Genomic DNA, 26,815 nt, shown 5'->3' on the forward strand with positions numbered 1-26,815 from the left:
TCCCCGACCCCGGCTAATAGTTACCCACTGTAACCGTAGCGTTATAAAGCAGCCAACATTTATGCATACCAGATATGCATCAAGCAGCCAACGCCGGAAGGAACCTCAGTCCCAGGATCCGTATGCCCGCACGGTATTTTCACTGATCGCAGTGCATAGTCCAGCCAGGTCGGAGCCTGTCAATTCTGCCATGCTCCGGACCGTGTACGGGACCATATAGCTGGCGTTCGGACGTCCCCTGTGCGGGTGCGGCGTCAGGAACGGCGCATCCGTTTCCACCATGAGCAGCTCCCGGTCCGCCACGGCGAGCGCAGCGCGCAGGTTCGTGGCATTCCTGAACGTCAGCGTGCCGGCAAAGGACATCCACCAGCCCTGTTCGTTGCAGGTTTTCGCCAGGTCCTCGTCACCGGAGAAGCAGTGGAACACCACCCTGTCCGGTGCCCCCTCTTCCTGGAGCACCCGCACCACGTCGCCGTGCGCGTCCCGGTCGTGGATCTGGAGGGTGAGGTCCAGGCGTTTGGCAATGTCGATGTGCCGGCGGAATGAATACTCCTGGTGGCCCAGTCCCTCACCTTGGGTGCGGTAGAAGTCGAGCCCGGTTTCGCCGATGGCCCGGATCCGGGGATGCGTGGCCAGGCGTTCGATCTCGGCAAGGGCAGTTTCCAGTTCACCGCGGGCCGCATAGTGCGGAGCATCATTGGGATGCAGGGCCACAGCCCCCAGGAGCCGTTCATCCTGGTCCACCGCCTCTACGGTGAACCGTGAGGATTCCAGGTCGCAGCCCACCTGGACGGCGCCCTGCACCCCCACGGCCGCCGCGGCATCCAGCGCAGCCTTGATCCCTACGGGCCCCTTTCCTTCGGGGAAATCCAAGTGGGTGTGGTTGTCCATGACCGGTACCGGCAGGGGCTCGGGCGCGGGCGGGAAATTCTTCCGGCGCGGAGCGTCAGGGTCCGGAGTCCCCCCGTCGGCGGGCACCCGGTAGGCGGCGGGAATCGAGGAATTGCACATCCACCCACACTATCGGCCGAAGGTACCCCTATATTTCCCGGAACTCTCTGTCAGGCACGGCAGTTGTGTTAGTAGTCTGGAACGAACACACGCGCACGCCCACCAAGGGGCGAAGGCAGGCTTGCTGTCCCGTCCAGGTGAACCCCGGGCTGAAAGGTTGCCGATGGAACCCCACCGACGCACTGCCAACAATGCCGGCGCACCGAACCTGAACCTGGCCGGCGTCGCCGATTCCGTCAGCCACCTGAACGGGCACCGGCCGGCGGCCATGGATTCGGGGTCCTTCCACGCCGCGGCGCAGCGCATCCTCACCACGGTCAACACGGTCATCGACGGCAAATCCGATGCCGCCAAGCTGGCGCTCACAGTCCTGCTCGCGCAGGGCCACCTGCTGGTGGAGGACGTGCCCGGCGTCGGAAAGACCCTGCTCGCAAAAACCCTCGCCCGGACCATCGACTGCACCGTCAACCGCATCCAGTTCACCCCGGACCTGCTGCCCTCCGACGTCACCGGCGTTTCCATCTACAACCAGGCCTCCAGGCTCTTCGAATTCCGGCCGGGTGCGGTCTTCGCGAACATCGTCATCGGCGACGAAGTCAACCGGGCATCCGCCAAGACCCAGTCCGCCCTGCTGGAATGCATGGAGGAGCACCAGGTTACGGTGGACGGTACGTCCTACAAGCTGGACGAGCCGTTCATGGTGGTTGCTACCCAGAACCCCATTGAAATGGAAGGCACGTATCCCCTGCCCGAGGCCCAGCGGGACCGGTTCATGGCCCGGATTTCCATGGGCTACCCGGACAAGGCCGCAGAGATCGAAATGCTCGAAACCCATCAGGCGGTCTCGCCGCTGGCCAACGTCTCCCCCGTCGTCACCGCGGCGGACGTGGCGGCGATGACCGCCACCGTCCAGCAGGTCTATGTCTCGGAAGCCGTCAAGGAATACACGGTGTCAGTGGGCAGGGCCACCAGGGAGAGCCCGCTGCTGCGGCTGGGCGCCAGTCCCCGCTCCATGCTGCAGTTGCTGCGCGCCGCAAAGGCCACAGCCGCCCTTGACGGACGCGACTTTGTCCTGCCGGACGATGTGCGGGACGTGGCCGAGTCCGTCCTGGCGCACCGCATCATCCTTGACCGGAAGGCGGCGGGCGCAGGCGAGAGCCCAAACAGCGTGCTGCGGGGCATCCTGTCCCGGCTGCCCGTGCCCCAGGCCCAGAACGGGCAGCCCAACCGGGCCGCGGCCGCCGGCAGCAGGAACCGCTAGGCGCGGACCATGGCCCTGCTGGAGAAGCTTCCGCGGCACCTGTTCACCCTGCGCGGCTGGGGCATGCTCGCAGCCGGGGCGTTCACGCTGGCAGCTGCCCAGGTCATGGGGCGCCGCGACCTCCTGACGCTGGCCCTGCTGCTGCTGGTCCTGCCGCTGGTTTCCCTTGCCGGCATCCGGCTGGTCAAGCCGCGCTTCCGCGTCTACCGCGAATTCAACCCCTCCCCCGTGGAAGCCTCAGCCCCGGCAACGGTGCACCTTGCCGTGGCCAGGACGGGGCCGGGCAGCGGACGCGTGGCGATGGAGGAGCGCCTGCCGGCGCACTTCGGCCAGGCACCTTCCTTCTGGTTCCCGTCCCGTTCCGCCACCGGCGGCACAAGCCGCTACGAGTACCACCTCACGTCCAGGCACCGGGGGCAGTTCAGGATCGGGCCCGTGACAGCCGAGTTCACCGACCCCTTCGGCCTCTCCCTGCACCGCCAGGCCATCGACGACGGCGACGTCCTCACCGTGACGCCTGCCGCCGTCGTCCTGCCCGCCACCGGGCTGGCGGGAGCGCGCGGGAGCGACGGCGTTACCGCCACCCGCGTCCGGGCGAACCCGAGCGATGACGACATCATGACCCGTGAGTACCGCCACGGGGACCCGATGCGCAGGGTCCACTGGCCCGCCACGGCGAGGCACGGATCCCTCATGGTCCGGCAGGAGGAGTCGGTCACCACTCCTGAGGCCACCATCATCCTGGACCACCGGGCCGGTGCCTTTAGTGGCGGCCCCGGCACATCAATGCCGGGCCTGCCCGAGCCGGAGGCGCATGCACCGGCCACCAGCGACACCTTCGAGTGGTCTGTTGTTGCCGCCATGTCCGTCAGCGCGCACCTCGCCGAGCGCAACTACAGTCTTCGGCTGCTGGATACCGGGGGGGAACCGGCGTTCCTCCACTCGCCATCGGCCCCGGAACCGGCCACGGAGGAATTCAGCGGGGCATCCGGCCTGCAGTCAATAGCCGAAAGCCTGGCCGCAATCCACCTGTCCGGGCCGGCCCACCCCCGACGGGACGGACTGCTTCGGGACGCCATCCGCCGGGAGGCCCCGGCCAGGCACGCGGACCGCAGGGGCGATCCGGGGGTGTGGACGCCGGCAGGTGCGGAACAGGGGTCTCCGGCCTTTGATGACCAGCTGATGGACAAGCTGTCCGCCCACCGGATGCGGGGGCCTTTGATCGCCGTGCTGGGACGCATTACCGCCGAGGAGGCCGCCGAACTGGCACCCGCCGCAGCGTACGGCACCAACTCGTTCGCCATCCTGGCGGTGGAACGGCCCACGGATTTCCAGGACGTGCTGGAGGTGCTGAGGCAGGGCGGCTGGCGGGCGCTGGCCGTTGCGCCGACCACCCGGCTTGCCGTCGCCTGGGGCCAGTTGGAGCAGGATGCGGCGCTGCCGGTCTCTCCTGCATCGGAGGTCCGACGCGGAGCGGGGGTGGCCACATGACCATGGCGCCGGCCCGGCCAACGGGGGCCGGTCACGAGACACAGCCGCGTCCTCCGATGCCCGCGGGCCGGATGCGTGCGGGCGCCTATCCATGGGCCATGGCGGCATCCATCACGGTGGCTGTCTGCGGGGCCGCCCTGTCCCTGAATGGTGTCCTGCGCGGCTGGAACTGGTACTGGCCGGTGATGACCACGGTGCTGGTGGTGGCATTCACCCTGGCCGTCCTGCGTTCCGTCCGCGCCCAGCCCCTGCTGGTCACCGCAGGCGGATTCCTGGCACTGGGCGCCGTCCTGACGTTGACGTTCTTCCGCAGCTCCAGTTTCCTTTGGTTTGTCCCCACCGGCGCCACCGTCCCCGAGTTGGACCGGCTGATCCGGCGGGCCAGCGAGACAGTCCTGGCAGAGACAGCCCCCGTGGCACCCAACGCCGGGATCGTCATGGTGGTCTGCGCGGTGCTTGGCCTGGCGGTCATCCTGGTCGACGCACTCTCGGTGCCGCTGGGGATGCCGGCCGCCTCCGGCACCGGCTTGCTTGCCCTGCTGGTGGTTCCGGCCATGATCAAGCCGCAGAGTGTGGGGGTGTGGAGTTTCGTTGCCACCGTGGCGGGATACCTCTTGATCCTTGCCTGCAGCCAGTGGTTTGCACCTGGCGGCAGGTTGCAGGGCGCCTCGGCCAGGAGCCCCGGCCTGCTGCGCAGGGCAATGTTGACGGGCGCGGTTGCCTTGGTGGCCACTCTGCTGCTGCCCCTGGCAATTCCGGGGTTCGACCGCGGCACGTTCCCGCAGGGCTCACGGCTCAATCCGTGGGGCGCCTCCACCGGCCTGAACCCGATGATCACCCTGGGAAGCAGCCTCCGCACGCCGGACGGAAGCGGCAGGATCACCTACGCCACCAATTCGCCCAACCCCCTCTACCTGCGCTCTGTCACGGTGGACAATTTCGACGGCGATTCGTGGGGACCGGACGACCGCACCGCGTCCCGGGTGCCCCTTGACGGCCGGATCGACCCCGGGTACGCGGTCCTGGCCGATGAGCAGGTGCGGCTGGTGACAGCCATCGACGCCGGAGCCTTCACCAGCCCCTACCTGCCGGTCCCGTACCCGCCCGAAACCATCCGCGGGCTGGGCGGTCAATGGACGTGGGATCCTGCCACCCTGAGCATCAAAGGCACCGACACCACCACGCGGAGGCAGGAGTACCTGGTGACCTCGGCAGTACCCAAGCTTTCCGCTGTGCTCCTGGCCCAGTCCTCAGCGCCGGTGCGGGGTATTCCGGACATTTTCACCCGGATTCCGGGCAACGTCCCTGACATCGTCAAGAACACTGCCCGGACCGTGACTGGAGCTGCGGGGACGCCCTACCAGAAGGCCATGGCCATCCAGAAGTACTTGCGCTCGTCCGAGTTCACGTACTCGCTGCAGTCTCCGGTGCAGGGCGGCTACGACGGCAACGGCCTTTCCGTCCTGGCTGACTTCCTGCAGCAAAAGAGCGGCTACTGCATCCACTACGCCTCGGCGATGGCGGTGATGGCCAGGCTCGAAGGCATCCCCAGCAGGATCGCCGTGGGTTATGCCCCCGGCCGGCTGACCGGGGCCACCGTAACCGTGTCCGGCCAGGGCGCCCTCCCGGAATATGAGGCGGATGCGCGCGACGCCCATGCCTGGCCGGAACTGTACTTCCAGGGCCTGGGCTGGGTGCCGTTCGAGCCAACGCCATCGCGCGGGGTGGTCCCGGACTATGCCACCGAGGCCTCCGCACCTTCCGTTCCGGATTCCCTGGGAAACAACGACGGACTCATTCCGGACACGGCACCGGTTCCCGCCGCATCCCCCAGCGCCACCGCGCAGGCCGTCCCCGGTTCCGGCGGCAGCAGCACCGGCGAGGGCGCGCAACTGACGCCCTGGCTCCTGGGTGCGTCCGCCGTGCTGGGCCTTGTTCTCCTGGCGGCTGCCCCGCACTTGGTCCGCCTAGGCACCAGGTCACGGCGGCTGCGTCCAAAGGACCAGGGCCTGGCAGTCGCGCTGGCATGGAATGAGATCAGGGATCTTGGCACCGATTACGGCCTGCCCGCCGCGGACAGCGAGACCCCCAGGGCCTACTCAGCCCGGTTCCGTGCTGAACTGCTGGGCGAGCCCGGCGGCATGGACCAGGACGCGCACCACGCAGTGTCATCCTTCACGTCGGCGTTCGAACAGTACCGGTACGGCCGTCCGGGCGGCGCCGGCGCCCCTGACACCGGCCCCGCCGGCGAGGACATTGCTGCCGGTGTGGCGGCCGTGGAAGCTTCCCTCCGGGCGAACGCCACCCTGCCCAGGCGCTTGTCAGCGGCCTGGCTTCCGCCGTCGGTGACCCGCAGGCTGGGCCTGCTGCTCCGGATGCCGTTCAGTGCGGCTGGCAGGGCCATCCGCAAAGCGGTGCACGCTGTCGCCAGTTTCCGGCTGGTGAAGCCGGTGCAACCGACCACAGGAGGGCGTTCCGGGGCAGGAGCGGCCGACGGCGGCAGCAGGACCGGGCGGGGCTGAACGGGCTGTGCCGGCCGGGGAAGCCCCGGCCGGCACATGAGGGTTGGGTAACCGCCGGAACTAGCCGGCGTAGGGGTCGGCGATGCCGATGTACTGCGTGTAGAGGTATTCCTCGATGCCTTCCAGCCCGCCTTCGCGGCCCAGGCCCGACTGCTTCACGCCGCCGAAGGGAGCGGCGGCGTTGGAGATGACGCCTGCGTTCAGGCCCAGCATGCCGGTCTCGAGCTTTTCGCCCATCCGGATGCCGCGGTTCAGGTCCTTGGTGAAGACGTAGGCCACCAGCCCGTATTCGGTGTTGTTGGCCAGCCGCACGGCGTCGTCCTCGCTGCTGAAGGTGATGATCGGCGCCACGGGACCGAAGATTTCCTCGGACAGGATGCGGGTGCCTTCGGTGACGCCGGAAAGGATGGTGGGCTGGTAGAAGTAGCCAGGACCCTCCACCGGTCCGCCGCCCAGGACGGCTTTGGCGCCAGAGGCAACGGCGTCGGAAACGAGCTCGTGGACCTTGTCCCGGCTCTTGGCGTCGATCAGCGGACCCACCTTGGACTCCGGCTCTGTGCCGCGGGCGGTGGTCATCTCCTTCATCTTCGCGGCGAACTTCTCCGCGAATTCACCGGCAACGGACTCGTGAACGATGAAGCGGTTTGCTGCGGTGCAGGCTTCGCCCATGTTCCGCAGCTTCGCCAGCATGGCTCCGGTCACGGCAGCGTCCAGGTCTGCGTCCTCGAAGACCAGGAACGGGGCATTGCCGCCCAGTTCCATCGAGGTCCGCAGCACGGTTTCGGACGCGTCTGCCAGCAGGCGCCGCCCCACTTCGGTGGAGCCGGTGAAGGAAAGCTTGCGCAGGCGGGAGTCCTTGATCAGCGGCCCGGTGGTGGCCCCCGCCGTGGAGGTGGGAATGACGTTCAGGACACCTGCGGGCAGGCCTGCCTCCTGCATGACGGCAGCGAACAGCTGGGATGTCAGGGGCGTCAGGTTGGCCGACTTCAACACCATGGTGCAGCCGGCGGCGACGGCCGGCGCGATCTTGCGGGTGGCCATGGCCAGCGGGAAGTTCCAGGGGGTGATCAGCAGGCAGGGGCCCACCGGCTTCTTGGTCACCAGGAGGCGGGACTTGCCGTCGGGCGAGACCGAGTAGCGTCCGAAGGCACGGACAGCTTCCTCGGAGAACCAGCGCAGGAACTCGGCACCGTACGTCACTTCACCGCGGGCTTCGGCCAGCGGCTTGCCCATTTCCAGGGTCATCAGGAGGGCGAAGTCTTCTGCGCGCTCGGTCACCAGGTCGAAGGCCCGGCGGAGGATTTCCCCGCGTTCGCGGGGCGGGACCTTTGCCCAGTACTCCTGGGCGGCTGCGGCAGCATCCAGGGCTGCCGCACCGTCCTCGGGACCGGCGTCGGCAATGCTCAGCAGCACCTTCCCGGTGGCGGGATCCTCGACGTCGAACGTCTTGCCTGATGCGGCGTCGCGCCACTCACCATTAATGAGCAGCCCGGTGGGAACGGAGGCCAAAAGCCGGGTTTCGCGCTCGGCGGTAACAGCCGGCTGTGCAGTGACAGTCACGATGACTCCCTCGTCAGTAGGGTTGTGGCAGCCCGTGGCCGCGGCCGAAGTGACCGGGATCATGGGGCTGATTAACAGCCAGACTACTGCGGGCCACTCCCCCGGTCTACGCCGTTGCGCACTGCGGAATCACAGCCTCGCTGTGCACCTGCACAGGAACCGGAAGATGGGTTGGGGGCTGGCTACCGGGCGGCAAGGACAGCGGAATAGAGCTCCCGTTTGCTGACCCGGACATCTTCGGCGACGGCGGCGACGGCCTCCTTCAGCCGGATGCCCTGGGCCACCAGTTCGTTGACCGCGGCCACGTGGTCTTCCGGGGTACCGGCTGCCTGTTCCGGTGCCCCGCCGAGCACCACGGCGATCTCGCCGCGGACCTCCGTGTCCTCAGCCCACTGGAGCAGTTCGCCCACAGTGCCGCGGACCACTTCTTCGTAGGTTTTGGTCAGTTCCCGGCACACTGCGATGCGGCGGTCCGGTCCGAACCGCTCGCGCAGCGCGCGCAGCATGGCTTCCAGCCGGTGCGGTGCCTCAAAGAACACCATGGTGCGCCGCTCCCCCGCAAGGTCCGCCAGGCGGGAGGCCCTTTCGCCGGCCTTGCGGGGAAGGAACCCCTCGAAGCAGAACCTGTCCGTGGGCAGGCCGGACAACGCCAGTGCAGTGAGGACCGCGGAGGGCCCGGGAACCGCGGTGACGGGAAGTCCCGCCGCGATGGCACCCTCCACCAGCCGGAAACCCGGATCAGAGACCGCCGGCATCCCGGCGTCGGTGACCATGAGGAGTGTGCTGCCGGCACGCACCTGGTCCAGGAGTTCAGAAGTCCTGGTGGCCTCATTGTGCTCGTGGTAGCTGATGACGCGTCCCGCGACGGCAACGCCCAGGCTTTGCACCAGGCGGTGGAGGCGCCGGGTGTCCTCGGCGGCCACGATGTCCGCGGTGCCCAGCAGTTCCACCAAACGGGCGGAGGCATCTCCGGTGTTTCCGATGGGAGTGGCGGCAAGGACGATCCGCCCAGTGGTCGCAGGGGCGGTTTCGGAAAGGGAGCTGGGGTTGGGGTCCACCTCCCAAGCCTACTGCCGCCGGGTCTTCCAGCCGCAAAAGGTAGCATGGGGCTCGTGACGCAGACCTCGACGCGGCCCACGGGGCCCGGAAAGCCCGGCCCGGCGGAATCCCCTGACGGAACCGGCGCCACCGGGACGAAGCCTGCAGGGAAGGTTGCCCGCCCCTGGATCAGCCGGCCTGATGAGGCGTTTACCGTCGAGGCCCTGAGGGCAAGGCTGATGGGGGCCGGCACGTCCTGGCGGGACTATCCACCGACGCTCCGGCTCTGGTTCGTCCTGGTCCCGGTCCTGACGGCAGTGGCCGGCGGCCTCCTCCGCTTCATCCGTCTTGAGGTGCCGCACAAACTGGTGTTCGACGAAACGTACTACGTCAAAGACGCCTACTCATACCTCATCAGCGGCTACGAACGCAGCTGGCCGGACAAGGCAAATGATTCCTTCAACGCCGGCAACCCAGGCGTCCTGCTGAACACACCCGAATATGTGGTCCACCCGCCCGTGGGTAAGTGGATGATCGCAGCCGGAATGTGGCTCTTCGGGCCGGAAAACCCCTATGGCTGGCGTTTCGCCGCAGCCCTCACCGGCACCCTCACGGTGCTGCTGGTCTCCCTGATCGCCCTGAAACTGTTCCGCTCGCTTCCGCTCGCCGGGGCCGCGGGGCTGCTCCTCGCCGTCGACGGCCACCACCTGGTGATGTCCAGGACGTCCCTGCTGGACATCTTCCTGACGTTCTGGATCCTTGCCGCCTTCGGCGCCCTGCTGATGGACCGCGACGACGGGCGGCGGCGCCTGGCAGGACGGCTGGCCCGGACCGCTGCCGGGAACGGCGGGCAGCCCCCGGCCAGGGCGCTGCTGTCCGGGCCATGGCTGGGCGTGCGCTGGTGGCGGGTGGCTGCCGGAGTCTGCCTGGGCCTGGCGGTGGGCACCAAGTGGTCCGGCCTGTTCTTCCTCGCCGGATTCGGCCTCCTCACCGTGCTGTGGGACCTCAACGCCCGGCGCGTGGCGGGCATCCGCGGCTGGATCAGCGGCGGCGTGATCCGGGACGGAATTCCCGCATTCACCGCCATGGTGCCCGTGGCAGCAATCGTCTACTCCGCCACCTGGACGGGCTGGTTCCTGTCGGACAACGCCTACTTCCGCCACTGGGCTGAGACCAACCCCTCAACGGAATGGGGCTGGCTGCCTGACTCCGTCCGGTCGCTTGTCCATTACCACCTCGAAGCGTACAAGTTCCATCAGGGACTGAGCTCCGAGCACCCCTACCAGGCAAGTGCGTGGAGCTGGCTGGTGATGGGGCGGCCAACGTCGTTCTTCTATGAATCCCCGCCCCAGGGCACCCCGGGCTGTGCCGTGGAAAAGTGCACCTCCGCCATCCTGTCCGTCGGGAACCCGCTGATTTGGTGGGGCGCGGCCATCTCCCTGGTGGTCCTGCTCTTCTGGTGGGCGGGACGCCGGGACTGGCGGGCCGGGGCTGTGCTGGCCGGCGTCGGAGCGGGCTACCTGCCGTGGTTCATGTATCCGGAGCGGACCATGTTCTATTTCTACGCGGTATCCTTCGAACCGTTCCTGGTCCTGGCACTGGTGTACTGCCTGGGACTGGCCCTGGGCCGGGCCACGGACCCCCCGTGGCGCCGGCGCTCCGGGATGTACCTGGTGGTCCTGTTCCTGGCGGCGGCAGTCCTGCTGTCGGCGTTCTTCTACCCGATTTGGGCCGCAGAGGTCATCCCCTACGTCGACTGGAAGGTCCGGATGTGGATGCCGTCCTGGATCTAGGGCAGGATGGCAACAGAGACCTGAAGGAGCCGCTGCCGCGGCATGGCAGCGGAAACGGAGACCGGCTGTGAGAGAAGCGAGCACGGAACTGCTGGTTGAGCTTGACGCCAACAGCAACGTGACTGACCTGCTGCTGGAGCAGCACGCCGCCAACCCGGCCCACGCACTGTACCGCCGGAAGGGCCCCAACGGCTGGGTGGACGTCACGGCGCAGAAATTCCTCCAGGACGTCAGTGCCCTGGCCAAGGGGCTCATCGCCGGCGGCCTGGAGCCCGGCGACACGGTAGCCGTCATGTCCCGCACCTCGTTCGAGTGGACGCTGGTGGACTTCGCCATCTGGTTCGCCGGCGGCGTCACGGTGCCCATCTATGAAACGTCCTCCGCCAGCCAGGTGGAGTGGATCATCAAGGATGCAGGGGTCCGCCGCGTCTTTGCCGGAGACCGCGCCACAGTGCAGCTGGTAAGCGGCGTGGTGGCCGGTTCCGCCGAGCTCAGCGACCGCCTGGTCAACGTGGTGCGGATGGATTACGACGGCGAGGCTCCGGACCTTGCCAGCCTCACCGCTGCAGGCACCGGAGTCAGTGACGCTGAACTGGAACGTCAGCGCAGCCGTGCAGGGCTGGCCGACCTCGCCTCATTGGTGTACACCTCCGGCACCACGGGCAAGCCTAAAGGGTGCGAGATTACGCACGGGAACTTTGCCTTGGTGGCCAGGAACGTCGTTGCGTTCCTGCCCGAAATCCTGCAGGAGGACCAGGCCCGCACCCTGATGTTCCTGCCGCTGGCCCACGTGCTGGCCCGCGCCGTCCAGGTGGTATGCCTTACCGCCGGGGCAACCCTGGGCCACACCCCGGGTGCCGCCCAGCTTCTGGAGGACCTCGGAACGTTCCGGCCCACCTTCCTGCTGGTAGTGCCGCGCATCTTTGAAAAAGTCCGGGCAACTGCCGCGCATAAAGCCGCTCTGGCGGGCAAGGGCAGGCTCTTTGAAGCCGCAGCAGCCGCCGCCATCGACTACTCACGCGAACAGGACCGGCACAACCGCGGCGAGGGCCCGGGCCCGGGCCTGCTGAGCCGGATCAGGCACGGCGTGTACGACCGGCTGGTCTACCCGCGGTTGCGCCAGGCGCTGGGTGGCGAGGTGGGATACACCGTGTCCGGCGCCAGCCCCCTGGCTTCCGAGGATGCCCATTTCTTCCGTGGCGTGGGCATTCCCGTCCTGGAAGGGTATGGACTGACCGAGACCACGGCGCCGTGCACTGCCAATACGCCCTCCCGCACCAAGGTGGGAACAGTGGGCATCCCCATTCCGGGCACCACCATCCGCGTGGCCGAAGACGGTGAAATCCTGGTCAAGGGAATCGGCGTTTTCCGGGGCTACCATGCCAATGCCGAGGCGGACGCCGAGGCGTTCGTGGACGGGTTCTTCCGCACCGGAGACCTTGGGGAACTCGACAAGGACGGCTTCCTCACGGTCACGGGGCGCAAGAAGGACCTCCTGGTCACGGCGGGCGGCAAAAACGTGGCGCCCGGGCCGTTGGAGGAGAAAATCCGCAGCCACCAACTCGTGGGGCATGCCGTGGTGGTGGGCGACGGCAGGCCGTTCGTGTCAGCCCTGCTGACACTGGACCCTGAGGGGGTTGCCAACTGGCGGTCTGAGCGCGGGCTGCCGCCGCTCCCCCTCAGCGAAGCCGCGGCTGACCCGGGCATCCTCGCTGCCCTGCAGGAGGCAGTGGACCTGGCCAACCAGATGGTGTCCAAGGCGGAGTCGGTGCGCACGTTCAGGCTGCTGGACGCCGAGTTCAGCGTGGAGTCCGGTCACCTGACACCATCCCTGAAACTGAAGCGGTCCGCCGTCGTTCAGGAGTTCCAGGCGGAGATCGCCGGCATCTACGGCTGATCAGGCGCTTACTGGTTTGCCTGTTCCTGATCTGCCCGTGCCGGCTTGGGCGCCAGGCCGCGGCGGCGGCGCGTCGGCCAGGTGAGCACCAGGGTCACGACGGATGCCAGGAGTACCAGGCCGGCGATCACGATGCCGGCGTCAATCCAGAACTGGCTGGGGAACAGCCGGATCAGGGTGTCGTCCAGGCTGAAGGTCCAGGATCCGTCGGCGAAGAAGACCCGGTGGAATTCGGTGAAGAACTGCTGCCAGCCCAGTACCGCCAGCGTACCGAGGCCCAGGATCAGGGCCAGCGTGATGATCGAGCCGGCGAAGAGGCCGCGCCGGATCCCGCCGTTGCTGCGCCTGCGCAGGTAGAGGATGGCGATCAGCGCGAGGAGGAGCAGCAGTGCACCTGCGCCAAAGGTGGACAGGATGACCGCTTTGACATCGGCCATGTGGCTGACTTCGCCGTCCTTGAAGAGCTTCTCGCCGCCGCGGTGCACCAGGTCGCCCAGGTACCGGGGGCCTGCCCAGTTGCTCAGGTAGTCCACGGCGTAGGAGCCGTACGTCATCCTGTCGTCCGTGCTGAAGCCGTACCCGTCCCCGGGGAAGCCTGGACGGTTGTACTCCACCCAGAGGAACAGCGGGCTGGTCACGGCCCGGACGGCCAGGATCAGCAGGATCAGCGGGTAGATGATGGCCAGCAGGACCTGCATGACGCGTGGCGCCACGGGCTTGGCATTGGCGGCGCTTTCGCGCTGGGCGTTGCGGCGCTCCACTTCCTCCTCGGGGGGACGGACGTGCAGGGCCGAGGTGGGAAGGGGTTCCTTGAAGACCGGCGAACCGGCGCTGCCGCCGGTCCCAGCCGGGGAGGGGTCCGCGGCGGACGTTCCCCCAGCGGACGTGCGGGCGGTGCCGGCTGCGGCGGCCGCGGAGGATCCGACGGCGGCTTCCGCAGCCTTGCGGTCGGCCCGGCTTCCGGGCTGGGCTGTTGCGGTCCCTGCCGCTGGCAGGTTCCGTCCGGCTTTCTCCCCGTCCGGCTCCTCCGGGGCAGACCCACCGGGACCGGACTTGTCCGCGGCGGGCTTGTCCCCCGAGGGTTTGTTCCCCGCAGGTTTGTCCCCGGCGGCGGGATTGTCCCCCGAGGGTTTGTTCCCCACAGGTTTGTCCCCGGCGGCGGGCGTCAGCCAGGAAAACGCGGGCTCGTCGGAATCCCCGGACGTATCCAGGAAAGGTTCCGGCTGCGGCGCGGCGCTTTTGGCGCGGGCCGGTGTCTCGTCATTCACAGCAGCGTCACTTCCGTTGGGTTCCGCACCGGTCCCAGTCAGCCGGTGCGATTCATTCTGCAGACGAGCCTACCGTCCGGAAGTTCCGCTGGGCGAGGAACCACCCCGGCGGGATTACAACGATTCAGGCAGCGATTTCCGTGTACCCGGCGTCTTCGCTGCGGAGGTCGCCACGCTCCCCGGCCAGGAAAGCCCGCCTGCCCAGCAGCAGGACATACAGCCAGTACGAAGCGAGAACCACCGCCCCGATGCCGATCCTGGCCCAGGCCGGCAGCGGGCTCGGAGTGACGAACCCTTCCACAAGGCCCGAGACAAACAGCACCACCACCAGCCCCAGGGCCACCGTGATCAGCGACCTGCCTTCCTCCGCCACGGCCCTGCCCCGGGTCCGCGGCCCCGGCGAGACCATCGCCCAGAAGATCCGAAGGCCTGCGGCGGAGGCAACGAAGACGGCGGTGAGCTCCATTAGGCCGTGCGGCAGGATGTAGCTGTAGAAGACGTCTGATTTGCCGGCGGACGCGAAAATCCCGGCTGCGATGCCCACTCCCTGGGCGTTGCTGAACAGGATCATCGGCACCCAGACCCCAGTGATGCCCAGTGCCACCGCCTGCGCACTGATCCACGCATTGTTGGTCCACACGGCACCGGCAAATGACGCTGCCGGGTTCTCCGAGTAGTAGTTGATGAAGTCCTCATTCACGTATTGGGCGGCAGCGGTTTCGGAAGCCACGGCCCGGAGCGCTTCGGGGGACGTCCCGATCCAGGCGGCGTAGGCGGCAGCGATGAGCACGAAGGCGCTGCCGCATGCCAGGGTCAGCCAGGTCAGCCGGTACAGCGCGGCAGGCAAGGCCACAACGAAGAACCGTGACAGGTCTGCCATGGCGTTTGAACGGGCGCCGGTAAAGCGGGTCCGTGCCTGGGCCAGGGTGGCCGAGAGCGAAGCGGAGAGCCCGCTTTCCGGAGCCACGGAACGGACCAGCGACAGGTGGCCGGACGTGGACTGGTACAGCGCCAGCAATTCGTCGGCCTCGGCACCGGTGAGCCTGCCTTTTCCGGCAAGCTCCTGCAGGCGCGCCCACTTGTCCGCATTAACGGCGGCGAAGGCATCCATGTCCACGGCTACAGCCTAGCGCCAGGCACTAGACTTTGACGGTCTGCACCATGTGGTCGTCCGAACCACCAGATGCGAAGGGCAGGGACGCAGCGTGAGCCCGATAATTACCGGCGAGGCGGTGGTCCTCGAGCTCCGTCCGGCGAGCTTCGCCGCGCGGGCCCTGGGCCTTGCCATTGATCTCGTCGTCCACGTGGTCCTGCTCGTACTGATCATGATTGGCCTGTCCGCCGCCGGCGCGGACCTCGATGAGGCAGCCGCGCGCGCTCTTGGCCTGGCCGCCGTCGTATTCTGCCTGGTGGTGGTGCCGGTGGGCGTCGAGACCCTGAGCCGTGGCCGGTCGCTGGGCAAACTGGCCACAGGCCTGAGGGTGGTCCGTGAAGACGGCGGCGCCATCCGGTTGCGGCATGCACTGATCCGCGGACTCACCGGGTTCCTCGAGATCTACCTGACGTTCGGCGGGCTTGCCCTCGCCGTGGCCCTCTTCAACGACAAGTCCAGACGGCTCGGCGACCTTCTGGCTGGCACCTACGCCGTGCGCAGCCGGGTTCCTGCCGACCAGGCGATCCGCGTTTTTGTTCCACCCCAGCTGCAGGCGTGGGCTGCAACGGCGGACATTGGCCGCATCCCCGACGCCACCGCCCGCAGGGCCGCCCAGTTCATCCGCCAGGCGGGCCGGATGGCGCCGCTGTCCAGGGCCGGGATGGCGGAGGCCATCGCTGCGGAGCTTTCCGCCCACGTAGCCCCGCCCCCACCGCCGGGCACGGGCGCCGATGACTACCTGGCCGCCGTCGTCGCCGAACGGCGGAACAGGGAGTTCACCAGGCTGTCCCTGTCACGCCGGCGGAACACGGAGACGGGACACCGGCTCCAGCGGCTGCCGTTCGTCGGCTGACTTAGTTGTCGTACTCGCTCCACGGGATGTTCCAGTCGCCGAATCCGTCGGTGTTCGCCGCGTAGTCACCCTCGGTGTTAATGATCTGGACCACGTCGCCGGTTCCCATGTTGTCGAATACCCATGCCGCGCCGTCGGGCAGGAAGCCGATGCAGCCGTGGGACACGTTGGCGTTCCCAATGAACGGGTAGGCCGACTCGAGGGCCTGGTGGATGTATGCGCCGCTCAGGGTCAGGCGGATGGTGTACTCAACGTCCGCTTCACCGTAGTAGGCAGGATCATCGGGCTTCAGTCCGATGCTGGCCGCCCTGAAGTGGTCGTAACGGTTCTTCTCCATCAGCACCGCGTATCCCTTTGCTGACGGGAAGCGCTTGTCCCCCATGCTGACGGGCAGGGTCTTGACGGGCTGGTCGTTGACGCTGAGCGTGAAGGTGTGTGCCGTGGCATCGGCGATGGCCACCTTCTTGTCTCCAATCGAGACATTCACCTTTTTGTTGAAGTTTGCGATCTGGCCGTTGCCCAGGTCAACGCCGAAGAGCTGCATGTCCATGGTGACCGTTGAGTTCGCAGTCCAGAAGTTCTCCGGGCGGTAACGGACCATGGTGTCGCTGTACCAATGGAAGGCTCCGGCCTGTCCCGCAGTCGTGGTGATCTTGATGGCCTTTTCCACGGCGGCACGGTTGGTCACGGGCTCGCTGAAGATGATCTGCAGGGGCTGTCCCACCCCCACCTTCATGCCGTTCAGCGGGTAGATGGCGGCATCTGCCTCATGTGAGCTTGTCACGGTGTTGAAGGACTGCGTGGTGCTGGTCTCGCGTCCTGCGCCATCCTTGACCACGTACGTGTAGCTGTATTCGGTGTTGAATTCCAGGGGTCCGGTGGCGGACCACGCCGTCCCGCCGGCGTTGATGCTGCCGTCAATGGTCTTGCCTGCAGTGCTGGCCAGGGTGACGCGCTGGATTGTCCCGTTGCCCACTTTCAGGGACACCGGGGCGGCGGGATTCACCTGTTTGGCGCCATTGGCCGGCGCAGTGTCCAGAGTCACCGGCGGTACAACCGGGGAAGCAATGCCGGGGGATGTCCGCAGCGCGGAGCCTGCTTCCGATTCAAGCGGGCCGCCGGCAAGGCCCGGGGCGACGGCGGCGAAGACCCCGCCCACGGCAGCCAGGACACAGACGGCAGCCACGGCAAGGATTTTCTTGGCAGTCCCCCGGCGACGGGGCTTTACATCAGGCTCCATGTTTTCGATCCTACGTGCAAAAAATAACGGCCCGGGCGCTCGATTGCGCCCGGGCCCTTACATGTCAGTAACGATAGTGCTCGGGCTTGTACGGACCGGCGACGTCGATGTCCAGGTACTCCGCCTGGTCCTTGGTCAGTTCCGTGAGTTCAACACCCAGGGCGTCCAGGTGCAGCCGGGCCACCTTTTCGTCCAGGACCTTGGGCAGCACATAGACCTTGTTCCCGTACTCGTGCTGGTCCCGCTTGGTCCACAACTCGATCTGCGCAATGGTCTGGTTCGCGAACGAGTTGCTCATGACGAAGGACGGGTGGCCCGTGGCGTTGCCAAGGTTGAGCAGCCGGCCCTCGGACAGGACAATGATGGAACGCTCCTCGCTGGAGCCTTCATCGAAGACCCATTCGTGAACCTGCGGCTTGATTTCGACCTTCTTGACGCCGGGGATGCGGGCCAGGCCTGCGATGTCGATTTCGTTGTCGAAGTGACCGATGTTGCCCACGATGGCCTTGTTCTTCATGCCGGCCATGTGCTCGGCCATGATGACGTCCTTGTTCCCGGTGGTGGTGATGAAGATGTCACCCTGGGCCAGGACTGATTCCAGCTTGGCCACCTGGTAGCCGTCCATGGCCGCCTGCAGCGCGCAAATGGGGTCGATCTCGGTCACAATGACACGTGATCCCTGGCCGCGCAGCGCTTCCGCCGCGCCCTTGCCAACGTCGCCGTAGCCGCAGACGACAGCGACTTTTCCGCCCATGAGCACATCGGTGGCCCGGTTGATGCCGTCGGGAAGGGAGTGGCGGATGCCGTACTTGTTGTCGAACTTGCTCTTCGTCACGGAGTCGTTGACGTTGATTGCGGGGAAGAGCAGCTTGCCCTGGTCCGCCAGCTGGTACAGCCGGTGGACACCGGTGGTGGTCTCTTCGCTGACGCCCCGGATCGTGGCGGCCGCCCGGGTCCACTTCTGCGGGTCCGCCGCGAGGGAACGGCGCAGCACCTCGAGGAAGATGCCGTATTCCTCGGAATCCTCGGGATCGGCGGAGGGCACGTTGCCGACAGCCTCGAACTCGACACCCTTGTGGACCAGCATGGTGGCGTCGCCGCCGTCGTCCAGGATCATGTTGGGACCCAGCTCAGGGTTGGACTCGGCACCCGGCCAGGTGAGGATTTGTTCGGCGGTCCACCAGTACTCCTCAAGGGTCTCGCCCTTCCAGGCGAACACCGGCACGCCCTGCGGATCCTCAACGGTGCCCTTGCCCACCACAACGGCCGCGGCGGCCTCATCCTGGGTGGAGAAGATGTTGCAGGAGGCCCAGCGGACCTCGGCGCCCAGCGCAGTAAGGGTCTCGATCAGCACCGCGGTCTGCACTGTCATGTGCAGGGAACCGGCGATCCGGGCACCCTTGAGGGGCTGGGTGGGGCCGAACTCCTCGCGGAGGGACATCAGGCCGGGCATCTCGTGCTCGGCCAGGCGGATCTGGTGCCGGCCGGCTTCCGCCAGGGAGATGTCGGCAACTTTGTAGTCAAAAGTCATGGGTGGTCCTTTGCTTGGTCCGGGTCCTGGTCCAGTCCCCGTTCTGCTTTTTCTGTGCGGGCGGATACAGGTGAACTAGTGTCCTGCAGCAGCCGGATCGTGCTGGTCTGACCCTGCCGAGGCTGCCGCGGCGAGCAGTTCCGGAGGCAGCAGCAGCGGGATCCCGTCCTCGATGGCGTACCGGTTCCTGATCCCCGTATCACCGGCGGCAGTGGCCACCAGCTCTTCCCCCTCCTGGACCAGTGGCGAGCCGGTCACGGGGCAACGCAGGACGGACAACAGCTCGGGACTGATCTTTGGCATTTGTTCATGCTCCCTGGCGGGCGCGCTCGCGCCGGTAGCGGAAAAGATGTGCAGCTTCCAGCCTACCGCCAGATGCAGGTCAGGAAGGTTCCCGAAGGACCCGCAGGTGGCCCCGGCGTACCCCTTCAGCGCCTGCCGGAGCTTCAAGGGCGGAATGGTGGCCCCGCTGGGCCGGCGGCTGGGCTTCCGGCGGGAGTGCAGCGGCATCCCGCACGGCGTTGGCGAGCGCCAGCAGGTCATCGGGGCCAGGCTGCTGGGGAGTTGATGGCATGGCCAGGCGCAGTACTTCCCAGCCGCGGGGAACCGTCAACGAGTCGGCATGCTGCTCGCAAAGGTCGTAGCAGTGCGGCTCGGCGTAGGTGGCCAGCGGACCAAGGACTGCCGTGGAGTCTGCATACACGTACGTCAGGGTGGCTACCGCCGACTGGCGGCAGGCTGACCTCGAACACTGACGGATAGCTCCCACGACATCACAGACTACCCCTTCACCGTACAAAAACCGCGCATTGCCGCACGGGCCGACGCGCCCCCGTGCCCGAAGGGATGTATCGCGTAAATCCGCCACCGGGTTTACAGTCGATGTATGCAGTCATCGAACCATGAATCAGGTTTTTCGGTCCGGTTGGCTGACCCGGATGCCCGCGTGGCAACGGGTGTGGAGACCGCTGGCAGGAGCTTCTTCAGGCGGCGCCGGAACCGCCACGGCCGCGGCCTTCGGGGCGAGATCATGCTGCCCACCCATCCCGGGTACCGGACCCGCGCAGACCGCTTTGACGACATGGTGCTGGATTCGGCCCAGCGGCTGCACGACATTTGGGGCAAAACCCTCGACGGCGTGCGCTTTGGTGTGGACGAGATCCCGCCGGACCTTGAGCAGCTGGCCGCCAACGCCTCCACACCTCCCATGGGCTCCTACACTCCCGCTGCCGGTGAGGATGGACCAATGATCACGGTGTACCGGCGGGTGGTGGAGCAGGCCTGCTCCGGTGTGGAAGAGCTCCAGGACCTGGTTCACGACGTGGTGGTGGAACACACCGCGGAGATGCTCGGCGTGGCGCCGGAGACATTGGATCCCGTTTACCGCCGCCGCTACTAAAGCCGCCGGCCGGGAAGCCTTAACCCCTAGTAACCCAATGCCACCGGAACTGTTTCCCGGCCGGCCGCGGCGGCGAGGAAAGCCAGGGAGGAAACGTCGTTGCGGCCGTCCTGCCCCAAGAGCACCGCTCCATAGGCGGCATCACCGGACGCAGACACTACATAGCCCACGACGTCGGCCCCGTCGGCCTGCGCCGGAACGCTGATGGAGGCTGTTGTTCCCCCGGCGATGTCCGCAGCAGCGGCTGCCCGCACCTTTCCATCAGCCGTAATGGCTGCGTAGGTGATGGTGGCCCGGGCATCAAGGGCACCGAACACCAACTGGCGAAGGCCGCCCTTGGGGACGGGAACCACGTGCTGGCTTCCCAGCCGGACGGCGGACGGGGCCCATGCGACATCCGAGGGCTGCCCCGCTTGAAGCCCGCGGCTCATCCGTGCCGCCGCGACGAAGGACACGTCGGACGAGGCCGCCACGGTGTACTGGCCGGCAGGAACCCCGGCCAGGGATACCTCCGTGGTGGACCCCGCTTTTGCGGTGATGACGCCGCCGGAGGGAAGCGCGTGCTGCCCGTCCCGCCCGTACAGCTTGATCTCCACCACGGCATCGGAAGCACCGGGAACGGTCAGTTCAAGGGCGGGCCCCGCGTCCCCGTATCCCGGCTGCCCCGTCAGCGTAGCGAGTCCAGAGGGGTCCTGGATGTCCACGCCCGCCATTACCTGGCGGACTGCAGGCGCAGTCCCCGGGCTAATGAAATCCACGCCGCCGGGGGTGAGGCCGCGCAGGACGCTTTGCTGGATCGACGCGGCAACCGGACCACCCGCGCTGCGGACGTGCACGGTCAGCTGGGACTCGTTGGGTGCCAGGCCGGCGAGGACGACGCTGCGGGTGGTGCCGGGCGCAACCAGCAGGCCGCGGCTGCCCGGAGCCTGGATTTGCCCGCCTGCCCCGAACAGCTCCAGGCTCACGGTGGCGGGTGTGCTGGAGGCGTTGGTCAGGGCGAGCACGGAGGTGCGGCCAACAGTGGTGCCGGCACCTGCCAGCCATTGATCGTTTGAGGGTTGCCCGCATGCGGCCGCGGCACTGCCCTGCAGATCACCGTCGCTCGCGGTGTATTTCATGGCCCCTGCAGCTGAAGCATTCTGGTTTGCAAGGGCATCAGCCCTGAGGACGTTGACCTGGTCCACCGCGCGGTCGGCAACCACTCCGGCAAGGAGTTCCTGGGGGGCGCCGGCAGTGGGCGCCGGACCCGGGTCCTTGGCGATTTCGACGGCGGCTGTTCCGTCGAGGCGCGCCAGCCGGCTTCCGGGCAGCACACCGCCCGCGCTGAGCACCGCGGCACCGACCCTGGTTGCCGCGGTGGCGGACTCGGGCCGGAATTGCGCGTCCGTACCAGCGTCGGTGCCTTCCAGCAGGCGCGCGGGGCCTGGGCAGACGCCGACGCTGGCACCTGCGGGGACCGCGGCTTCCACCGCCTGCATAATGCGGCTGCTCTCAGGATGCGGCACCAATGACCCGGCGGCCACCACGGCACCTCCCCCGGCAAGGATCAGGACTCCCGCGGCAACCCCGGCTACGGATGCTGCCCGGCCCTTGCCGCCGGGCAGCCGGGTAGCGCCGCGGCCCGATGCCTTCCTGCCTGCACCGGCCGTGGCTCCTTCCGGAGCCTGTTTTGCGGCTGGAGCCGTCGTGTCGCCTGCCAGCGGCGGTTTGTTTGCACCCGGCGTTTCGGCGCCTGCCGGTGGCGTCGCCGCAGCCGGTGGGGTGTGGTCATGCATGTTGGTGTTCCTTACGCAGGGAGCCCTCGTCACGGGAGAGGCCGGTCCGCGGCCGTCGGGCCGGCATGGGAATGGCAAGGATCGCCGTCAGTCCTATCACCGTGATCTGTGCGGCGGCCGCCCAGAACGACCAGGGGTTTTCATAACGGACGGTCAGTTGGCCGCCAGCTGCCGGAAGGGTGAACGCCTGGGACCAGCCGGAGGTGGTGGAGGTCAGCTTCCGCCCGTCGACCCAGGCAGTCCAGCCCGGGTCAGCACGCTCGGCAAGTACCACCAAGCGGCCCTCGGCACCTGCCGGGACAGCAGCGTCGACCTCATCGGTCCCGGAGGCCACCAGGGCGGTGGTTGCCCCGCGGGGATCGACAATGCGGACACGGTGGGCAACGTCGGCAGCCTGCAGAACGGGCGGGTTGAGCGGGCTGATCCGCCACAGCCAGCCAACGTCGGTCTGTCCCACGGCCACCAGGCCGGGAACTGCATCCATCCGGCTGGCGGTCAGCTGGGCTGCGGTATCCGCGGAGCGGAGCACCACGAATCCGACACCGAGTTGTTCGAGGTCGGAACGCGGATCCACGCCTTGCCCCGCTACGAGGGTAGCCACAACGCGGCGGACCGCAGTGGTGACGTCGTCGTCCTCACGCACGGCTTCCTCGCCCGGAGCGCCAATGATGTTCCGTGCGGAGGCGATGGACGAGAGGCTGTCCAGGGTGGTGCCGCTCCCGCGCATCAGGGATGCGTTGAAGGTGCCGTCGTCGCCGGTACTGAGCAGGAGGGTGCGCGTCTGCTCGGGACCCTCGCCCCGGTCAATGGCGGTAGCAGGCAGGGAGCGCCCGGGGGCGGCCTCAACCAGCCGCGGGGCGCCCAGGGCTCCCCCGCCCGCGGAAGCGGCTGGACCGGGAACACCTCCCGGCGTTGGGATCGCAGGTGCGGCGGCGGCGCCTGGACGCAGAAGGTTCTGGGCCGACCAGGCCGCCATTCCGGCCAGCGGTCCTGCCAGCAGCACCACCAGGCCCAGGGCGATGCCGGCGCGGGCCGCGGTCCTGGTCCTTGCCGCGCCACCGGAAGTCCGGTCAACCACGGACAGCAGCTGCTCGAATCCGAGGAGGGCTGCAGCGAGGAGGGCGAAGGACGCGGCGGACACGGCCGGTCCGGTGAAAGGAGTCACCATGATCCCTGAATTCAGGCCGGTGGCAACGTGGCTGGCCAGCCATCCGCCGGCCAGTACGATAACCGCTGCCGTCCAGAACCACCTGGCAGTCCCGGCCCGGCGCCCCGGGCTGAGGAGGCCCACCAGGGCAAGGACCAGCACCGGCCCGGCGATGAGCAGCGCCAGCAGCAGGGCCCAGGGCGCTGTTCCGCCAGTGAAGGCAGCAAGCCCCTGGAGTCCCGCGGCCGGGTCGAACGACAGGGGCTGGCCCAGGAGCTGCTGCCACAGCGGGGCGGCATCGAACCCCAGCGGGAGTCCGGGATCCGCCAGCAGTGCCCTCGGCCGGTCAAGCGTGGACAGCGCGAAGGGGACGAATAGGGCCGCGCTGGGTAACAGGGCCCACCACACAGTCCGCCCGCGCCGTCCCAGCAGGAGGCCGCAGAGCACGATGACAACAGCCGCCGGGATGAGCAGGGAGGGAGCCGACGCCGTAGTGACCGCCAGGGCCAGCCCGGCAGCTGCGGCGGCCGTCCAGGAAGGCATGCCGTTGACGCCCGCCTTGGCTGGAGGCAGTTCAGCCGGCCGGCCCCCGAGTGCCGGGGCAGGGTTGAATCGGCCATGGCCTATCGCCGACCCCGTAGCGCGCAGCAGGCCCAGGACCACCAGCGGCAGCATGATGTGCGCAACCAAGGCACCGGCGCGGCCCTGGTTCAGAGCTATCTGGAGTGCCGGCGCGGCAGCCCAAAAGACCGCTGCTACGAACCTGAGCCGGCGGCGCACGGTGACCCCGCCCGCCGCGAACCACGCGGTGAGTCCGGACAGCGGGGCCCCGAGCAGGAGCAGCCATGCCATGGCGGGGTTGGCGTCACCGCCGCCGAAGAGGCCAAGGATCCACAGCACATAGTCAAAAGGGTCGCCGTGGCCGGGAAGGCCCGCGCCGAGGCTGACCCACCAGCTGGAGGCGTTGTGCCAGATGTCCCCGAGGTGGGAGGAAACGGGAATCAGGGCGCCGCCGGCTACGGCCCCAGCGCGGAACAGTCCTGCCAGGGCCAGCAACGAGGCGATGGCTGCAATGATGACGGCTGCAAGGGCGCCGTTACCCACCCAGCCGCGTTTGGTGGTGGCGAGGGCAGCAAAATCATCCGCTGCATCGCCGGTTGGCTGGTGCGCGAGCGGATCCTGAACGAGGTGGTCGCTGCCTGACCCGTCGGATCCCAGCGCCTCCATCAATGACCTGCGGTGGCTCCACACTTCGCGACGAGGTGTTTGAAGCTTGCGGATGACCGACCGGCGGATGCGCCGGGTTCGTTTGGCTGTCCGCCTGGCCCTCGCGACGGCCCCGGGACGGCCCAGGGCAGCGCAGGTGGCCAACAGCTGGGAGATACCATGGCCTGGATCCTTGACCACAACGCTCAGGACCAGCTTGAAGAGGCTGCCCAGCAGTGCACCGATGCCGTGGACGGGCACCATCCAGAGCGGGCTGTGCTTCAGGCGCAGGTGGACCTGCGCCTTCCGGGCGGCGGACGGGTTTCCAAGGGCGTGCGGCCGGTGCGCCACGTGGAAAACGCGGGCTGCGGGGACCACCACGACGCGGTGGCCGGCCAGGCGGTTCCGCCAGCAAAAATCGACGTCGTCGCCGCTGCCGGGCAGGGCAGGGTCGAAACCTCCCAGGTGTTCCCAGATGTCCCGCCGGACAAGCATGCCCGCGGAATTAACGGCGAAGGTATCCGTGCGGCCATCGTACTGGCCCTGGTCCATCTCATCGGCGTCGATCAGGGTCAGCCGCTCGGCCCATCGACTGGTGGAAAGGCCCACATCCATCAGTTTCCGCGGCGAATGCCAGTCCAGCTGTTTACAGCCGGCAACGGTCACCGAAGGCGCCCGCTCCACCGCGCCCAGGAGTTCAGCCAACGCCTCAGGCGCCGGCGACGCGTCATCGTGCAGAAGCCAGATCCACTCGGTCCCGGCAGAGTCAGCGGTGGCGTGGAAGGGCGCCAGTGCGCCCAGCCCGGCAGAAACGGCGGCGCCCATGCCGCCCTTTCCACGGGGGTGGCGGACAACGGCACCCTCACCCAGGGCTCCCTGAAGGAGGCTGTACGAGTCGTCGCGGGATCCGGTATCAACGCCAATGGCACGATCCACGGGCCTGGTTTGGGCCGCCAGGGCCGAAAGGGTTCTGGGCAGATAGGCACTGCCGTTGTGGGCGACCACAACGGCAGTGACATGGACATCCTGAAGAATTAGATTGCTCGCTTCCTTAGCCGCCGGCGCTCGCGCTCGGAAAGGCCTCCCCAGATGCCGAACCGTTCGTCATTGGCCAGCGCGTACTCCAGGCACTGTGACCTGACATTGCAGGCACCACAGACCTTCTTGGCATCGCGGGTGGAGCCGCCCTTTTCAGGAAAGAAGGCTTCCGGATCAGTCTGGGCGCACAGCGCGTCGGTCTGCCAGCCAAGTTCGCCCTCGTCGTCAAAGTCCTGCTGGAGCGGCAGGCCGATCCATACCGGCTGGGCGGTACCCGGCGCAGCCAGTTCCATTGGCGGGTCAAGATCATCTTCCGGCTCCGCACCGCCGTCAAGGAGGGCTTCATGCGCCGCGAGGAAGGCCGTGGCCTGGTCCTCGAGGACACTGCTCGAATTCCTGTTGTACCGCTCTGCAGCATCAGGATCGGCGGGATCGACGTACCAATCGCTCGGCACCCCCCGCGCACGGTATTTTGCCGTTGCCTGACCGGCCACGACGGCATCTTCCTGGATACGCTCTGCTTGCCCCACGGCGACCCTCCTGATGTTTCAGCCACTGCCTGGATACGTGGGCACTCGGTTGTGTGCCGGTATTTGCGCAATTGCTTTAGTTACCTAATTACACGTGTGTAACTAGGGCGAGTCAAGCCGTTGCCGGGATAATAGACAGTCGGGGCCCGTAAGTTTGTGTACGCCACGCCCGGGATTTCCGTCGGTCCGGGCGTGGCGGATGCGGCGGGACGACCTCCAGCTGCAAAAAAGCCCTGAACTCTCTGCAACGGCGGGAAAAATACCCGGTCCAGGCGTAAATAGCAAGTACGCTTAGCAACGAGGGTGATTAATATCACTCGCAGCTTGTGCGGACCGAGGCGCCAACCGCACCCATGACCGGAAACTCCCGAAGTGGCAGGATGAAGCCATGACGACTATCCCCGCCATCGACCTGATGGGCAGCCTCCGCTCCGGCAACTCCACTGCACCCCGCCTGACCTGGTACGGGCCGGACTCAGAGCGGGTGGAACTATCGGGAAGGGTCCTGGACAACTGGGTGGCCAAGACCAGCAACCTGCTGCAGGACGAGCTGGACGCGGAGCCGGGCATGCGCCTGCGGCTGGCGCTTCCGGCTCATTGGAAAGCCCTGGTTTGGGCGCTGGCGGGCTGGCAACTGGGACTGGAAACCGTGCTCGACGACGGCCCGGCAGACTTCCTGGCCACGGACGATCCCAGCGGCGCCGGGGATCAGCACGACGCCGTCATTGCAGTTGCGCTGCCGGCTCTCGCGATGCGCTGGACCGGGGAGCTTCCCGCGGGCTGCCTCGACTACGCCGCCGAGGTACGTTCCCACGGGGATGTGTTCATGCCGCACTCCGATCCCGATCCGTCGGCCTGTGCGGTCCGTACCCACGATGGGCGCGCCATCCTGCACAGCCAGCTGGCCAGCGGTTTCGCCCTCCACCATTCGGAAGGCGCCAGGGTCCATGTTCCTGCGGGCCATGGGCTGGAATCCGCTTTGGCCAACGCGTTGGGAGCCTGGCAGCAGGGCGGCTCGGTGGTTCTGACCCACGCTGATGTGGCGCTTACCGACAAACTGCTCGCGGACGAACGCATCCACGGCAGCTAGCAGTGGCCCAAC

At 67.5% G+C, this 26,815-nt stretch carries 20 protein-coding genes; 8 read left to right on the plus strand and 12 right to left on the minus strand.

Going from position 1 to position 26,815, the window contains the following annotated elements; genetic code table 11:
* Nucleotides 1-105 precede the first annotated feature (105 nt).
* The gene (locus ACR65K_RS08180; RefSeq protein ID WP_440152174.1) at nucleotides 106-1,011 is read right to left on the minus strand and encodes a TatD family hydrolase; all 906 of its coding nucleotides are present in this window, start codon (nucleotides 1,009-1,011) and stop codon (nucleotides 106-108) included.
* A gap of 163 nt (nucleotides 1,012-1,174) precedes the next feature.
* Between ACR65K_RS08180 and ACR65K_RS08185 the strand changes: the two genes are divergently transcribed.
* The 3 genes from ACR65K_RS08185 to ACR65K_RS08195 are packed head-to-tail and all read left to right on the plus strand — an operon-like array spanning nucleotide 1,175 to nucleotide 6,285.
* Nucleotides 1,175-2,272, plus strand: coding sequence for an AAA family ATPase (locus ACR65K_RS08185; protein WP_440152176.1), 1,098 nt, complete (start codon nucleotides 1,175-1,177; stop codon nucleotides 2,270-2,272).
* A 9-nt stretch (nucleotides 2,273-2,281) separates the two neighbouring features.
* The gene (locus ACR65K_RS08190; RefSeq protein WP_440152178.1) at nucleotides 2,282-3,763 is read left to right on the plus strand and encodes a DUF58 domain-containing protein; all 1,482 of its coding nucleotides are present in this window, start codon (nucleotides 2,282-2,284) and stop codon (nucleotides 3,761-3,763) included.
* Entirely contained in the window at nucleotides 3,760-6,285 is a 2,526-nt protein-coding gene (locus ACR65K_RS08195; protein ID WP_440152180.1) for a transglutaminase TgpA family protein, read from the plus strand. Before ACR65K_RS08190 ends, ACR65K_RS08195 begins: the two co-directional genes overlap by 4 nt.
* Before the next feature lie 60 nt (nucleotides 6,286-6,345).
* Here ACR65K_RS08195 and ACR65K_RS08200 read toward each other — a convergent pair whose 3' ends face one another.
* A complete protein-coding gene (locus ACR65K_RS08200) occupies nucleotides 6,346-7,845 on the minus strand; it encodes an NAD-dependent succinate-semialdehyde dehydrogenase (protein WP_440152182.1) in 1,500 nt (499 codons plus the stop codon).
* A 182-nt stretch (nucleotides 7,846-8,027) separates the two neighbouring features.
* Entirely contained in the window at nucleotides 8,028-8,903 is an 876-nt protein-coding gene (gene rsmI / locus ACR65K_RS08205; protein ID WP_440152184.1) for a 16S rRNA (cytidine(1402)-2'-O)-methyltransferase, read from the minus strand.
* Between the two features lie 45 nt (nucleotides 8,904-8,948).
* Between rsmI and ACR65K_RS08210 the strand changes: the two genes are divergently transcribed.
* The gene (locus ACR65K_RS08210; RefSeq protein WP_440152185.1) at nucleotides 8,949-10,676 is read left to right on the plus strand and encodes a dolichyl-phosphate-mannose--protein mannosyltransferase; all 1,728 of its coding nucleotides are present in this window, start codon (nucleotides 8,949-8,951) and stop codon (nucleotides 10,674-10,676) included.
* A gap of 67 nt (nucleotides 10,677-10,743) precedes the next feature.
* A complete protein-coding gene (locus tag ACR65K_RS08215) occupies nucleotides 10,744-12,573 on the plus strand; it encodes an AMP-dependent synthetase/ligase (RefSeq protein WP_440152187.1) in 1,830 nt (609 codons plus the stop codon).
* An 8-nt stretch (nucleotides 12,574-12,581) separates the two neighbouring features.
* Here ACR65K_RS08215 and ACR65K_RS08220 read toward each other — a convergent pair whose 3' ends face one another.
* On the minus strand, nucleotides 12,582-13,841 hold the full coding sequence (locus tag ACR65K_RS08220; RefSeq protein WP_440152188.1) for a TIGR01906 family membrane protein: 1,260 nt from the start codon (nucleotides 13,839-13,841) through the stop codon (nucleotides 12,582-12,584).
* Between the two features lie 124 nt (nucleotides 13,842-13,965).
* The gene (locus tag ACR65K_RS08225) at nucleotides 13,966-14,958 is read right to left on the minus strand and encodes a stage II sporulation protein M (RefSeq protein ID WP_200946196.1); all 993 of its coding nucleotides are present in this window, start codon (nucleotides 14,956-14,958) and stop codon (nucleotides 13,966-13,968) included.
* An 88-nt stretch (nucleotides 14,959-15,046) separates the two neighbouring features.
* Between ACR65K_RS08225 and ACR65K_RS08230 the strand changes: the two genes are divergently transcribed.
* Nucleotides 15,047-15,847, plus strand: coding sequence for an RDD family protein (locus tag ACR65K_RS08230; RefSeq protein WP_056332311.1), 801 nt, complete (start codon nucleotides 15,047-15,049; stop codon nucleotides 15,845-15,847).
* A gap of 1 nt (nucleotide 15,848) precedes the next feature.
* On the opposite strand, the gene ACR65K_RS08235 is transcribed toward ACR65K_RS08230, so the two are convergent.
* From ACR65K_RS08235 to ACR65K_RS08250, 4 genes are all read right to left on the minus strand, one after another.
* On the minus strand, nucleotides 15,849-17,087 hold the full coding sequence (locus ACR65K_RS08235; protein ID WP_056332314.1) for a L,D-transpeptidase: 1,239 nt from the start codon (nucleotides 17,085-17,087) through the stop codon (nucleotides 15,849-15,851).
* A gap of 64 nt (nucleotides 17,088-17,151) precedes the next feature.
* Entirely contained in the window at nucleotides 17,152-18,618 is a 1,467-nt protein-coding gene (ahcY, locus tag ACR65K_RS08240) for an adenosylhomocysteinase (RefSeq protein WP_440152191.1), read from the minus strand.
* A gap of 75 nt (nucleotides 18,619-18,693) precedes the next feature.
* Nucleotides 18,694-18,921 (minus strand): Trm112 family protein, encoded by a 228-nt coding sequence (locus tag ACR65K_RS08245; RefSeq protein ID WP_056332930.1) that lies wholly within the window; start codon nucleotides 18,919-18,921, stop codon nucleotides 18,694-18,696.
* A 79-nt stretch (nucleotides 18,922-19,000) separates the two neighbouring features.
* Nucleotides 19,001-19,387, minus strand: coding sequence for a DUF3499 domain-containing protein (locus tag ACR65K_RS08250; RefSeq protein WP_307091256.1), 387 nt, complete (start codon nucleotides 19,385-19,387; stop codon nucleotides 19,001-19,003).
* 117 nt (nucleotides 19,388-19,504) lie between these two features.
* Here ACR65K_RS08250 and ACR65K_RS08255 point away from each other — a divergent pair, with 117 nt between their 5' ends.
* Nucleotides 19,505-20,017 (plus strand): metallopeptidase family protein, encoded by a 513-nt coding sequence (locus tag ACR65K_RS08255; protein WP_056332317.1) that lies wholly within the window; start codon nucleotides 19,505-19,507, stop codon nucleotides 20,015-20,017.
* A 26-nt stretch (nucleotides 20,018-20,043) separates the two neighbouring features.
* On the opposite strand, the gene ACR65K_RS08260 is transcribed toward ACR65K_RS08255, so the two are convergent.
* The 3 genes from ACR65K_RS08260 to ACR65K_RS08270 are packed head-to-tail and all read right to left on the minus strand — an operon-like array spanning nucleotide 20,044 to nucleotide 25,713.
* On the minus strand, nucleotides 20,044-21,792 hold the full coding sequence (locus ACR65K_RS08260; protein ID WP_440152193.1) for a DUF5719 family protein: 1,749 nt from the start codon (nucleotides 21,790-21,792) through the stop codon (nucleotides 20,044-20,046).
* The gene (locus ACR65K_RS08265) at nucleotides 21,785-25,150 is read right to left on the minus strand and encodes a glycosyltransferase (RefSeq protein WP_440152194.1); all 3,366 of its coding nucleotides are present in this window, start codon (nucleotides 25,148-25,150) and stop codon (nucleotides 21,785-21,787) included. The genes ACR65K_RS08260 and ACR65K_RS08265 overlap by 8 nt, the downstream gene beginning before the upstream one ends.
* A gap of 29 nt (nucleotides 25,151-25,179) precedes the next feature.
* Entirely contained in the window at nucleotides 25,180-25,713 is a 534-nt protein-coding gene (locus ACR65K_RS08270; RefSeq protein ID WP_082566716.1) for a WhiB family transcriptional regulator, read from the minus strand.
* A 388-nt stretch (nucleotides 25,714-26,101) separates the two neighbouring features.
* Between ACR65K_RS08270 and ACR65K_RS08275 the strand changes: the two genes are divergently transcribed.
* A complete protein-coding gene (locus ACR65K_RS08275; RefSeq protein ID WP_440152197.1) occupies nucleotides 26,102-26,803 on the plus strand; it encodes a TIGR03089 family protein in 702 nt (233 codons plus the stop codon).
* Nucleotides 26,804-26,815 lie beyond the last annotated feature (12 nt).

The sequence above is a fragment of the Arthrobacter sp. SAFR-179 genome (genome assembly GCF_059414945.1).

Excerpts from the sequence above, each read along its gene's own strand:
- ACR65K_RS08180 (WP_440152174.1), bottom strand. The coding sequence starts at position 1,011 with ATGTGCAATTCCTCGATTCCCGCCGCCTACCGGGTGCCCGCCGACGGG.
- ACR65K_RS08185 (WP_440152176.1), top strand. The coding sequence starts at position 1,175 with ATGGAACCCCACCGACGCACTGCCAACAATGCCGGCGCACCGAACCTG.
- ACR65K_RS08190 (WP_440152178.1), top strand. The coding sequence starts at position 2,282 with ATGGCCCTGCTGGAGAAGCTTCCGCGGCACCTGTTCACCCTGCGCGGC.
- ACR65K_RS08195 (WP_440152180.1), top strand. The coding sequence starts at position 3,760 with ATGACCATGGCGCCGGCCCGGCCAACGGGGGCCGGTCACGAGACACAG.
- ACR65K_RS08210 (WP_440152185.1), top strand. The coding sequence starts at position 8,949 with ATGGGGCTCGTGACGCAGACCTCGACGCGGCCCACGGGGCCCGGAAAG.
- ACR65K_RS08235 (WP_056332314.1), bottom strand. The coding sequence starts at position 17,087 with ATGGAGCCTGATGTAAAGCCCCGTCGCCGGGGGACTGCCAAGAAAATC.
- ahcY (WP_440152191.1), bottom strand. The coding sequence starts at position 18,618 with ATGACTTTTGACTACAAAGTTGCCGACATCTCCCTGGCGGAAGCCGGC.
- ACR65K_RS08245 (WP_056332930.1), bottom strand. The coding sequence starts at position 18,921 with ATGCCAAAGATCAGTCCCGAGCTGTTGTCCGTCCTGCGTTGCCCCGTG.
- ACR65K_RS08255 (WP_056332317.1), top strand. The coding sequence starts at position 19,505 with ATGCAGTCATCGAACCATGAATCAGGTTTTTCGGTCCGGTTGGCTGAC.
- ACR65K_RS08260 (WP_440152193.1), bottom strand. The coding sequence starts at position 21,792 with ATGCATGACCACACCCCACCGGCTGCGGCGACGCCACCGGCAGGCGCC.
- ACR65K_RS08275 (WP_440152197.1), top strand. The coding sequence starts at position 26,102 with ATGACGACTATCCCCGCCATCGACCTGATGGGCAGCCTCCGCTCCGGC.